At 33.3% G+C, this 12,042-nt stretch carries 10 protein-coding genes; 4 read left to right on the top strand and 6 right to left on the bottom strand.

Annotation, left to right across the window (positions count from 1 at the left end; translation table 11 throughout):
* Window positions 1-21: 21 nt before the first annotated feature.
* Complete coding sequence (locus tag K5I29_RS03180; protein ID WP_264434409.1) at window positions 22-441, bottom strand: hypothetical protein; 420 nt, start codon at window positions 439-441, stop codon at window positions 22-24.
* 116 nt (window positions 442-557) lie between these two features.
* Here K5I29_RS03180 and K5I29_RS03175 point away from each other — a divergent pair, with 116 nt between their 5' ends.
* The 4 genes from K5I29_RS03175 (at window position 558) to K5I29_RS03160 (ending at window position 7,070) form a co-directional block, all read left to right on the top strand.
* Window positions 558-1,802, top strand: coding sequence for an exonuclease SbcCD subunit D (locus K5I29_RS03175; protein WP_264434408.1), 1,245 nt, complete (start codon window positions 558-560; stop codon window positions 1,800-1,802).
* Window positions 1,802-1,987, top strand: a complete 186-nt coding sequence (locus K5I29_RS03170) for an AAA family ATPase (protein ID WP_264434407.1) — start codon at window positions 1,802-1,804, stop codon at window positions 1,985-1,987. The genes K5I29_RS03175 and K5I29_RS03170 overlap by 1 nt, the downstream gene beginning before the upstream one ends.
* Before the next feature lie 100 nt (window positions 1,988-2,087).
* Window positions 2,088-5,525 (top strand): SbcC/MukB-like Walker B domain-containing protein, encoded by a 3,438-nt coding sequence (locus K5I29_RS03165; protein WP_264434406.1) that lies wholly within the window; start codon window positions 2,088-2,090, stop codon window positions 5,523-5,525.
* Between the two features lie 153 nt (window positions 5,526-5,678).
* A complete protein-coding gene (locus K5I29_RS03160; protein WP_264434405.1) occupies window positions 5,679-7,070 on the top strand; it encodes a hemolysin family protein in 1,392 nt (463 codons plus the stop codon).
* A gap of 25 nt (window positions 7,071-7,095) precedes the next feature.
* On the opposite strand, the gene K5I29_RS03155 is transcribed toward K5I29_RS03160, so the two are convergent.
* From K5I29_RS03155 to K5I29_RS03135, 5 genes are all read right to left on the bottom strand, one after another.
* The gene (locus K5I29_RS03155; RefSeq protein WP_264434404.1) at window positions 7,096-7,692 is read right to left on the bottom strand and encodes a hypothetical protein; all 597 of its coding nucleotides are present in this window, start codon (window positions 7,690-7,692) and stop codon (window positions 7,096-7,098) included.
* Between the two features lie 169 nt (window positions 7,693-7,861).
* Window positions 7,862-8,524 carry a peptide deformylase gene (gene def, locus K5I29_RS03150; RefSeq protein ID WP_264434403.1) on the bottom strand — a complete coding sequence of 221 codons (663 nt, stop codon included), beginning with the start codon at window positions 8,522-8,524 and terminating at the stop codon, window positions 7,862-7,864.
* Between the two features lie 70 nt (window positions 8,525-8,594).
* Window positions 8,595-9,017 carry a PEGA domain-containing protein gene (locus K5I29_RS03145; RefSeq protein ID WP_264434402.1) on the bottom strand — a complete coding sequence of 141 codons (423 nt, stop codon included), beginning with the start codon at window positions 9,015-9,017 and terminating at the stop codon, window positions 8,595-8,597.
* Window positions 9,018-9,160: 143 nt separating this feature from the next.
* Window positions 9,161-11,104 (bottom strand): OmpA family protein, encoded by a 1,944-nt coding sequence (locus K5I29_RS03140; RefSeq protein ID WP_264434401.1) that lies wholly within the window; start codon window positions 11,102-11,104, stop codon window positions 9,161-9,163.
* Window positions 11,105-11,122: 18 nt separating this feature from the next.
* A complete protein-coding gene (locus tag K5I29_RS03135; protein ID WP_264434400.1) occupies window positions 11,123-12,034 on the bottom strand; it encodes a PorP/SprF family type IX secretion system membrane protein in 912 nt (303 codons plus the stop codon).
* Window positions 12,035-12,042 lie beyond the last annotated feature (8 nt).

Raw genomic sequence — 12,042 nt, 5'->3', positions numbered from 1 at the left:
CGAAATAATTCGGAGCTTTTTTTATAAAGTAAATACTAATTCATTATAACTATTTTGAACCAAAGTAGCTCGTTCAATTTTACGTAATGTTATTCCATCAACTTCATATTCAACCACAAAAGTAAAAATATTTGTAAAATTGTTCCCAGTGTTAAAAAAAACTTCTGTATCAAAGCCTCCAAATTCAGCAATACCATTATTATTTGTTTTTACAGTAAAATCAGCAAACGTCATATCGGCAGCTTCACCACCATTTTTCACCCATGTTTCTATAGAAAATGCATAAACAGGTATTGCTCGTATAGGCAATCCTTTGCTGTCAATTAATTTTATTGTAACTGTAGTTCCGTTTCCAGTAATGCCATCAAAATCATCTGTTGAAGTACATGCAGCAATAAATACTGAAAAAGTAAGTAATAAAATTTGTAATATCTTTTTCATTTCTTTTTGTTTTTGTTGAGTTTATTTTAACTACAAGTATAAATAAATTTATTTAATGTACAAGTCCTGTTTTGTCTTTTTAGTTACCTATTTTTACATTTTAAGCGCATAATAACATGAAAATATTACATACAGCCGATTGGCATTTAGGACAAACTTTTTTTGATAACGACAGAACTTTAGAACATGAAGCCTTTTTAAACTGGTTATTTACAACAATTGTTACTAAAAATGTTGATGCTGTTTTAATTAGTGGCGATGTGTACGATAATTCAAACCCATCTAACAAAGCCATTAGCATGTTGTATCAATTTATGCAAAAGGTTTCTAATCAATTACCGCACGTACAACTATTGTTCACAGGCGGTAATCACGATTCGCCTTTACGATTAGAACAACCCAATCCATTATTAGAACATACTCAAATAAAAATTGTTGGAAGTTCTAAAACCAATGCTGATAAAACCATTCGATATGAAGATTTAATTTTCAGATTGAAAGATAACAACCAAGGCCCGGATGTACTTTGCATTGCAGTTCCATTTTTACGATTAGGCGATTATCCTGCAAGCGAAAATGGCACCTACGAATATCAGGAAGGTTTAAAAAAATACTACCAACAAGCGTATGAAGTTGCCAAACAAATGGCAACGAATAACGAAGCTATTATTGCAATGGGGCATTTACACGCGTTAGGAATTAAAATAAACGATAGGGATACGTCAGAACGTGATATTATTGGCGGAATCGAAATGATTTCTGCTACCGATTTTCCTAAAGAATTAACTTATGTTGCTTTGGGGCATATTCACAAAGCCCAACAAGTTGGTGGTCAAAATCACATCCGTTATTGTGGCAGCCCAATTCCGCTATCTTTTGCCGAAAAAAACTACAAACACCAAGTACTTTTATTAGATATTGATACGCAACTAAATGCTATTGAAAGTATTGAAGTTCCTGTAACCGTTCCTTTGCTAACCATTCCAGAAAAGCCAGCAAGTTTTGAGCAAGTACTTTTTCATTTGGATCTTTTACAACAAGAATTAGCTCATGCTACGGTACAACCTTATGTAGAAGTTCGTGTTGATATTTCGCAAATGAGCGCCAATTACATAGAAGAAATTAAACAAAAGTTTAATACCATAAATGCCAAATTAGTAAAAATTACAGCAGCAAAACCCTTAGATAAAAAACAAGATGCAACGCAAAGCTTTCGGGAATTTGAATATTTAGATCAAATTAATCCGCTAGATTTTGTTAAAAAAATTTACAGCAACAAAGCACAACAACCGTTAAACGCCAGCCAACTCGAAAAAATAAATTTAGTACTAACCGAAATTACAAAACAACAAGCCGAATAATGAAAATACTAAGCGTTGAAATTACCAATATCACCTCAATAGAAGGGCCATATTTAATTAATTTTGAAGACGAAAAGTTTGCAAACATTGGCTTGTTTGGTATTACCGGTCCGGTTGGAGCCGGTAAATCATCAATTATTGATGCCATTTGTTTAGGGCTTTACAACACAACCCCGTTTAGATAGGCAAACCAATAGCACCAGCATTCAGTACGAAAATGAAACGTTACCAACCAACAACCCGCAGAACTTATTACGCCGCGGCGCAGGTTCTGGCAGCGTGCACGTGCGTTTCACTGCTATTGACGGCCATGTTTGGAAAAGTACTTGGCTGCTACGTCGTGCACGAGATTTAGCTAATGGCAAGCTACAAGGCGTGAGCATGATTTTACACAACGAAACTTTAAACGAAGTTTTTCCGGATAATAAAATCACAAAAATTCTTGAAAAAATAAAAACTTTAGTTGGTCTAGATTTTAAACAATTTACCAAATCGGTAATCTTAGCTCAAGGCGATTTTCAGGCATTTTTAAATGCAAGCGATACCGATCGTGCACAAATTTTAGAAAAGTTAACCGGAACAGAAGTTTACTCGGAAATATCTAAAGGCATTTACGAAAAAAATCAGCAAATTAAAAACGATTTTATTCAGATTGAACAGCAAATCAATGCTTTACATTTATTAAATGATGAAGATTTAGATGCGTTAAAAAAACAGATTGAAAATACCGAAAAAGCATTAAAAAAATTAGATACTGATGCCAATCAACTGCAAACTTATGAAACGTGGTATAAAACCGAATCCGATTTACAAACGCAATTAACAAGAATAAACCAGCAAATAGAACTTGTTGAAACCAAGTTGCAGCAACTAAAACCTGAAATTGAGCTGTTAAAACAGGTTGAAAATATTCAAGATATCAAACCTTTAGTTACCGAAAATATACAAGCTCAAAAACGTTTAACTGAAACAGAAAATGAGATTAATGGATTAATCCAACAAAGCAAAACTTTAGCTAAACAAAAAGATGAAATAGTACAAACATTAGAAAAAGAAAAAGACCAACACAAAAACTTGCTAAATCAGGCAACTGCAAACGAACCGTTGTACAAAAAAGCACGAGAAATTGATGTTTTATTAAAAAAAGCATCAGAAGTTGTTGCAGAATTACAAACAAACGCAAAAAATAATGCTGATGAAATTGCTAATTTTCAGCTTCAGCTAAAAAATAAAAAAGCAGAAACATCTGCAAAAAAAACAGCTTTAGATGCAATTCAAGCGTGGTTTACAACCAACCAAAAGGTAAAAAATTGGGCGGCAAATGCCAGCTTATTGCAAAACCAATTACAGCAAGTACAACAAACTCAAAACCAAATAAAAGCTTTGCTTGAAGAACATCAGCTTCATATAGCTAATGCTCAAAAAACCAACGCACAATTACTTGATTTAGAAGCTAAAAAAACTGAAATAACAAACAAACTAGATGTTATTAATGCAGCAATAAACCCGAAAAAAGAAAACCTTGAAAAACAAGATTTTACGGAGCTTATTACCAAGCAAAAAGATTGGCAAACGCAAACGGATGTTTTAAAAGATTTATATCAAATTGCGGTTGAATACGACCGTTTAACGCTGCAAAAACAAAAAACAGAACAAGATATTAAAACGGCTGAACAAGATTTTAGTGAAGCTAACAACCAATTAACTGAGGCAAATAAACAAATTGAACAAATTAAACAGCAACATGCTCATCAAACCATTTATGTTGATAAATTAAAGCTAGAAAATTCTGCAAACGTTTTGCATTTACGTAGCCAATTACAACCTGGTTGTGCTTGTCCGGTTTGCGGAAGCTCACAGCATGAAATTAATCAGGTTGAAGTTGTAACAAGTTTAGTAGAAAAAGCAATTGCTGATTTAAACGTGCTTGATGTTCAGAAAAATGAAACATTAGCTTTACAAACGCGATTAGAAACCTGTTTAAAATACACTGCAGAAGTTATTGCTAACTTAAAAGTTAGTTATAACGAACAGCAATTAGAACACAATTTGTGTATTGATAAGTGGACTAAAAAAGTACCTACTTCTGCCCCATTTTCAATACAAAACGCTACAAATAAAGCTGATTTAGAACAAGAACTTATTCAAATTAACACAAGTAATAAAGCGCTTGCCCAACAAATAGCAGCAGCTACCGAATTACAAAAAGAAATTGTTGCTTTAGAAAATTCTAAACAACAGCTTCAAAATCAACTTGAAATTATTGGTAAAGAAATCAATCAATTGCAAATTGCGCAAGAAACGCATAAAAACAAGCTAGAAGAAATTAAAAACAACGGAGATAAGCTGCGTAAAACCGAAACAGCAAGTTGCCAACAAATTGATGCCATTTTAAACCAGCCCAATTGGTTAGCTTCTTTTAAACAAAATGCTTTGGTATTTATAGAAAATATTTCTACTCAAATTTCAGCTTGGAATGAGAACATTGCTAAAGAAGAAGGTTTAAAAACAGAATGGCAAAACCTTGTAAATGAAACCGAAAAAATCGATTCAATTTTAAAAGAAAAAGAAAAAACGTATACCGATTTACAACAAAAAATAGCTAACGAAACGCAATTTTTAAACCAACATAAAGCAGAACGTATTTTGTTTTTTGATGGCCAAGCAATTGATATTGTTGAACAAGCTCTAAAACAACAAACAACCAAACAATTAGACACAGTAGAAAAATTACTTGCTGACGAAAAAATTGTAGAAAACAATTTAGTAAAATGCCAAACTAGCGTTTTAGAGAAAAATGAGCAACTAACAAAAACACAACAGAACATTGCGAAAAACAAAGCAGAAATTGAGCGTTTTATTACAAATTGGAATACACAAAATGAGTTGCATTTAGATGCAGATAAGTTGTTTAACCTGTGCGCTTACAACAACGAATGGCTTGTTAATACGCGTAAAAACATTGATGCAACCTTGCAAGAAAAAGCAAATATATTGGGTGCACAAAAAACTGTTATTTCGCAAATTGAAAAACACCAAACCACAAACAAGCCCGAATTGGATGTAGCAAATATTGCACTTAAAAAGCAAGAATTGCTTTTAGCAAAAGAAGAACATAATGAGATTTTATTAGCCGATAAAACCAAGTTGTTAAATCACAACAATAACATTGATGCTCAGAAAAACTTAATCGAAAAACGCAATACATTAGAACCTGATTATTTAGAATGGCAAGAATTAAACAACTTGTTAGGTAGTGCATCGGGCGATCGTTTAAAAAAATTAGCACAGCAATTTACATTAGATTTGTTGTTACAAGCTGCCAATGCGCAATTACAGCAAATTAATAACCGTTATATTTTAGAACGCATTGACGACAGCCTTTCAATTCTAGTAATTGACCAATATATGGCTAATGCAAAACGTGCAACCAATTCACTTTCGGGCGGAGAAACCTTTTTAGTTTCGTTGGCTTTATCTTTGGCGCTTTCAACCATTTCGTCAACGCAATTGCAGGTTGAATCGTTGTTTATTGATGAAGGTTTTGGAAGTTTAGATCCGAATTCGTTAGAAACTGCATTTTTAGCCTTAGAAAACTTACAAAATCAAGGGCGCATGATTGGCATTATTTCGCATTTAGATGCTGTGATAGATCGTTTGGCAGTTAAAATTCAGGTTACGCCACAAGGCAACGGAAAAAGTAAAATTCAGGTAACTGCATAATCAACAAGCTTATATCCTCAAGTTAGTTAAAAATAAAGGAACTTGAGGATATAAAATTATTTATGTAAATAAAATTTATTATTCCATTTGATTTAATATTTTTGTATCTTAGAAACTCAAACCTAACAATCGAGTTTATTTTAATCATTCTATATGGACGCAATACCCCTGAGCTTGGTAGCTAATGCTACCTCCGAAGCTTTATCGGACGACATATCGGTCGCCAAACTTTTACTTACCTTATTTTTAGTTTTTTTAAATGGATTTTTCGTAGCAGCAGAATTTGCTATTGTTAAAGTACGAACTTCGCAAATCCAAGTGCAGCAAAACATTAGCTCGTCTAACACCAAAGCTGCCATGAAAATTGTAAATAACCTGGATTCTTACTTAGCAGCTACCCAATTAGGGATTACATTAGCTTCATTAGGATTAGGTTGGGTGGGTGAAAGTTCATTAACTCCGGTCATTTTAAAAAGTTTTGATCTTTTTGGATTAACAGGTGCCTACTGGGATACGCTAGCGCGTAACATTTCTTTCCCAATTGCCTTTGTTATTATTACTATTTTACACATTGTGTTTGGTGAATTAGCTCCAAAATCATTAGCTATTCAATTCCCAACCAAAACAACATTTGCAGTTGCATGGCCATTACGTATATTTTATGCGGTTTTTAAACCAGTAATTTATGTGATGAATGGATTTGCAAATATTTTATTACGCATCATTGGTGTAAAACCAATTCATGGTTCGGACATTCACTCGGAAGAAGAATTACGAATGATTATTACCGAAAGCCAAGCTGGAGGTGCTATTGAAGAAACCGAGCGTGATTTAATTCAGAACGTTTTTGATTTTGATGATCGTCGTGTTACCAATGTTTTTACAATTAAGAAAAACGTATCTATTATTGATGTTTTAACGCCGGTAAAAGAAGTTATTCGTTATACGCTTAGCGAAGGTTATTCTAGATATCCGGTTTACGAAGATAATACCGAAAATATAATTGGTGTTTTACATACCAAAGATTTATTTAGAGCTTATGCACAAAAAGGCGAAGGTTTTGAAATAAAAAGTATTTTACGCGAACCATTATTTGTTTCTGAAACATCTTTAATTAAAAACTTATTAAAAACCTTTCAGCAAAAACACATTCAGGTTGCCATTGTTACCGACGAAATTGGTGATTTTATTGGACTGGTTACTTTAGAAGATATTTTAGAAGAATTGGTTGGTGAAATTCAGGATGAATACGATAATGAAGAACCTATTGTTTCTGAAAAAGAAGTTGGTGTTTTTATTGTAGATTCTCACAATACCATTACCGATATCAATCGTTTTTTACCATATTCTTTTGAAGAAAGTGAACATTACGAAACCTTAGCTGGTTTAATAGCCGAAATATGTACTGATGAATACGAATTGAAAGAAGGTGATATTGTAGATTTAGAATATTATACCGGACGTATTTTAAAAATGTACCGCAATTCGGTTGAATTAATAGAACTTAAAGTTAAAGATAAAAACGAAAAAGAGGAGCTTAATTAAGCTCCTCTTTTTTTATGTCTTAGATTTATTGTTTTAAAAAGGTTTCGGTTACTTTAAAACCGTTTTTATCAACAAATTCTTTAAATTCTTTTTTAGATAAGGCATAAACCTGATTGGCTGCTTCGTTCGGATCCTGATCCGTAATTTCATTTAACAACTCAATTTCTTGCTTGGTACTAATTTGGGCTATGCTTAAAACATTATTCTTAAAGCCAAACTGAGAAACATTCCAATCTCCATTTTTTTCCTGAATATTTAAAAACAAATAACCTTTTGTTTTACGTAATATATCGCCTTTAGGCAAAGCAAAAACCGTATCGTTATGATACGTTCGGTTAACAAACAAGCTGTCAGAAACGGGTTTGTAATGCTGCTTAACTTCAGGAGCAATAGTTTCTAATTCGTGCATAGCTAATGTATCGTAAATCATTAATCCACGCGTTACATAATGTTCAGAAACAATAATATTTTCGCCCGTAATAGGATTGTCGTAATATCCTTGATATTTTTTAGGAAATCCGCTTAAATCAGATGCGTTTGCGGGTTGCGGCTCGGTAAAAGAAACCGATTCTCGACAAGAAGCCAAAGCCAATAAAGCTGCTAAAAAAGTAAGTTTTTTCATATTTATATTTACAACAGATAACGTGAACCGGTATTTGATATTGTAAATATATTTTGAATAATATGCGAATTGTTAAACATTACAAATTTCATTCTGGCACTTCAGAATCTAGAACTCGAAATACAAATTATCTTTTTTTATATAAGAATAAAAAAAAACGGAAAATAAATTACGGCGTTGGAGGTAAAAGTTCGTAATACAACGCATTTTTAGTTTCAGATTTTGCATAATTAAAACCTTCTGATCGTTCTATTTGGTCTAAAAATAAAACACCATTTAAATGGTCGTATTCATGCTGACAAATTACTGCGGTATAACCTTCAATTACTTCTTTATGTTCGTTGCCTTCTAAATCACAATATTCAATTTGAATAACTAAACTGCGATAAACTTTTCCGGTTTGATCAGGAATAGATAAACATCCTTCTTGTCCGTATCTTTTTACATCAGAATACCAAGTTATTTTAGGGTTGATAAACAATTCAAACGGAGCATTTATTTTATCTAAACGTTTTACCAAAAAGGCTTGGCGCGAAATTCCAACTTGCGGCGCTGCAATACCTACCCCACGCGTTTTAGGATCGTTAACTGTGGTTAACATTCGGTCGGCTAAAAGTTGTAAGTTTTCACTATTCGGGTTTATAGGTTGCGCTTGTTGGGTTAAAAAGGCTAAATCGTCTTCATTTGTAGTTAACAAAACACGCATCGGATCTTCGGCTGTTCCGGATTGAATCAATTCAATTTCTTGTGCAGTAAAATCTGATTTTTGAGTTGGTTGTGCGTGCATAAGTAATGGGGAAAATACAAGTAAAAGGAAATTATTAATCTTCATTTTCAATCTAAAATTTAAAACCCCAAAATACGACATATATTTTGGGATTTAAATGGATTGTAGCTTTATTTTAGTTTGAAGATGCAGCAACCGGAATTGGTTCGTTTAATTCCTTACTTGCTTTTACTTTATCAAAATCAACATAAATAATTGTTGGATCTAATTTAAACATAGCTCCCGTTATTGGATCTATAATAAAACCAACAGCGCCGCCAAGCATAATATTACCTAAATACCACGCATTAAATTTTTTATTAATTTTAACTGAGTAATCTTCGTAGTTATCTAATTTGATTAAAACATTATAACTTTGTTTGCGTTTTAACTTAGTTTCTAACGGCGTTTTACCGACTTCTACATCATTAATATAAACAGATGCTTCTGAAGGTGTACTAGAAATAGTTACCTTTTTTTTGGATCCGGAAACAATAGTAGCACAACTTGTAAACAAGATTGGAGCTGCAAGAAACACAGCAAGTAGTGATTTTTTCATTAACTTTTTGTTTAGTTTATTTTTCTTACAAAAATAGATTTAGTTTTAACATATCATAAAGAAATTGTTGTTTTTTTTATCATCATAATAAAATATTAATGCATAAAAAAAGCCTGATTTAAAATCAGGCTTTTTTGTAATAATTAAAGGGAAGTTATGATAAATTCGCTTCGGCGATTTTTTTGATGTTCAGCTTCTGAACACGAAACACCATCGGCACATTTATTTACTAATTGGCTTTCACCATATCCTTTTGCAGTTAATCTTGCTGGCTCAATACCTTGCTCAATCATCCAAGCTCGTGTTGCTTTGGCTCTGCGATCAGATAATTTCTGGTTGTAAGTTTTAGTTGCACGGCTGTCTGTATGCGAACGAATATCTACCTTCATGGTTGGATATTCTTTCATTACTTCAACCACCTTAGCTAAATCAACCGCTGCGTCTGGACGAATGTTAGCTTTATCTAAATCAAAATAAATAATTTCAATTTCAAAAACTTTAGCTAAATCATCACCTTGTTTAATAGGTTTTTTAACCGGATCTAAATACACATTTTGTGTAACAACATCTTGTTCGGTTGGTAAAAATACCATAGCAGTTTCATTGGTTTGGTATGCTTCTTTTTCGTCTTTAAAGAAATATTTGGTATTGGTTTCTAAAAGCGGAATAAAATACATACCGTTTGCATCTGTTGTTACTGCAATTGGATTTTCGAAATTTTCGTCGTAAACCGTTACCGTTGCATTTGCGATTGGTTTTTGGGTAAACGAGTCGATTAATTTACCATGAACCGCTACTACGTTTTTGTTTTTTAACGGCGTGTTTTCTGTAAACTTATAAATATCGTCGTTACCAAAACCACCTTCACGATTAGAACTTAAAAATCCTATTTTACGGTCAGATAAAATGGCATAACTAAAATCGTCCATTTCAGAGTTTGCAGGAGCTCCAATATTTTGTACATATTTAAAGTTTCCTTTTGCATCTGGAAAAGCAACAAAAATATCTAAACCACCTAAACCTGGATGCCCGTCTGAAGCAAAATACAGTTCGTTGTTTTGTGAAACAAACGGAAACGTTTCGCGCGCTTCGGTATTAATTGCTGGACCTAAATTTTCGGGTTCCCCAAAAGTTCCGTCTTCATGAATAGCAACTTTAAATAAATCTGACGATCCTAAAGTTCCTGGCATATCTGACGCAAAATATAACGTTTTCTCGTCAAGGCTTAACGCCGGATGCGCTACATTATATTCGTTACTATTAAATGGCAATTCGGTAATGTTTTTCCATTTGTTATCAACCAATGTTGCTTTGTAAACTTTTAACATGACAACTTTATCTTGGTTTTTTCTGGTTTTACCGTTTATGTAATTGTTACGTGTAAAATACATGGTTTTACCATCTTTCGTAAAAACAGGAGTAGATTCGTGAAAAATTGAATTTACTTGTTTTGCGAATTTTTTTGGATTTGAAACCGATCCGTCTTCTGCCAAAGTTGCTTGGTGTAAAACTGTAAAAGGTTCGCCTGTCCAGGTATGTACGCGTTTAACTAACGATCCGGTATCACGAGCAGTTGTAAATACAATTTGATCTTGATAAAAAGCAGTACCGTAATCTGAATATTTAGAATTGATGTTGGCATTTTCAATTGTAAAACGACCAGAATTGTTTTTAATTTCTTCTAAATAATCTTCGTTGTTTATGTACAACTTTGCTCTAGAATCTTGAGCTGTTTTTTGAGCAAACGTTTGCATCATAGCATCCGATTTTTCGTATTCACCTAACGATTTTAAAGTAATCGCATTGCGGTAAAAATATTCGGGCGCTTGGTTTGCATCTAAAACCAATAACTTTTGGTAATATTTGGCTGCATTGGCATAATCTCCGTTAAAATAATACGAGTCGGCAAGCTTCTGAAACAAATCAGCAGATTCATATCCGTCTGCAGCAACCTTTTCGTAAACAGCAATTACATCAACAAAAGCTAAATCATTGTAGTTTTTAGCTCCTGCTTTGATGCCGCTTTGTGCAAAGGCCGGATTATATATATTTAATGCAAGGGCAATGCATAAAACTATTTTTTTCATTAAATACTAGATTTTGAATTAAAAGAAACGTGGGGTGATAACTTTTTTAGCATAGTTTAAGAATTCGAAACGCAGAAAAATTTCGTGCGATCCTGAATTGTAATTTGCTAAACGAGTGGTTTCGGCATCGTACGCATAACCAATAAATAATTGGTCTGAAATTTGAAAACCTGCTAAACCACTAACCGATGCATCCCAGCGATATGCTACTCCTAAAGTTAATTTTTCGTACAACCAAAAGTTTGCAGAAACATCTACTTGCAACGGCGATCCGTTTACGTATTTAACTAAAGCTGCTGGTTTAAACTGTAAATCGTAATTTAAATCAAAAACGTGACCAGCCATTAAATACATATGCATTCTTTCGTTTGCTACCGAATAGGTATTGTCATCATAATGTTTGGTTTGTAACATGTGCGGAACCGATAGCCCAATGTAGCTTTTGTCTGAATGCACATAAATACCAGCTCCGAAGTTTGGTGACAATTTGTTTTCGATATTGTTTTGAAAATTTGGATCGCTTGGATCGTAAATATTCAATTTCGAATAATCAACATCTAAAAAGTTTAAAGATCCTTTTACCCCAAACGAAAGTTTATATCTTTCGTTTAAGGGAATGTAATAAGATAAATCTACCGATGTATTGTTTTCTTTTGTTGGTCCGATTTTATCGCTTACTAAAGAAACACCTAATCCTAATCTGCTTTCACCTAATGGCGTGTTTAAAGATATGGTATTTGTTGTAGGTGCGCCGTCCATACCTACCCATTGCGAGCGGTGTAATCCGAAAACGCTTAACGCACCACGCGACCCTGCATAAGCAGGATTCACGTTGATGGTATTGTACATATATTGAGTATACTGCGCATCTTGCTGTGCGGTTGCAAACAAAGAAGTCAGTAAACTAATTGTAACTATAATTTTTTTCATTCGTAATC

The sequence above is a fragment of the Flavobacterium agricola genome, from assembly GCF_025919725.1.
GTDB classification, from domain to species: Bacteria; Bacteroidota; Bacteroidia; order Flavobacteriales; family Flavobacteriaceae; genus Flavobacterium; species Flavobacterium agricola.
Note: the sequence above shows the minus strand (reverse complement) of the source record. Positions and strands in the feature narration are given on the sequence as shown.

Excerpts from the sequence above, each read along its gene's own strand:
- K5I29_RS03160 (WP_264434405.1), top strand. The coding sequence starts at position 5,679 with ATGGACGCAATACCCCTGAGCTTGGTAGCTAATGCTACCTCCGAAGCT.
- K5I29_RS03180 (WP_264434409.1), bottom strand. The coding sequence starts at position 441 with ATGAAAAAGATATTACAAATTTTATTACTTACTTTTTCAGTATTTATT.
- K5I29_RS03170 (WP_264434407.1), top strand. The coding sequence starts at position 1,802 with ATGAAAATACTAAGCGTTGAAATTACCAATATCACCTCAATAGAAGGG.
- K5I29_RS03135 (WP_264434400.1), bottom strand. The coding sequence starts at position 12,034 with ATGAAAAAAATTATAGTTACAATTAGTTTACTGACTTCTTTGTTTGCA.
- K5I29_RS03140 (WP_264434401.1), bottom strand. The coding sequence starts at position 11,104 with ATGAAAAAAATAGTTTTATGCATTGCCCTTGCATTAAATATATATAAT.
- K5I29_RS03145 (WP_264434402.1), bottom strand. The coding sequence starts at position 9,017 with ATGAAAAAATCACTACTTGCTGTGTTTCTTGCAGCTCCAATCTTGTTT.
- K5I29_RS03175 (WP_264434408.1), top strand. The coding sequence starts at position 558 with ATGAAAATATTACATACAGCCGATTGGCATTTAGGACAAACTTTTTTT.
- def (WP_264434403.1), bottom strand. The coding sequence starts at position 8,524 with ATGAAGATTAATAATTTCCTTTTACTTGTATTTTCCCCATTACTTATG.
- K5I29_RS03155 (WP_264434404.1), bottom strand. The coding sequence starts at position 7,692 with ATGAAAAAACTTACTTTTTTAGCAGCTTTATTGGCTTTGGCTTCTTGT.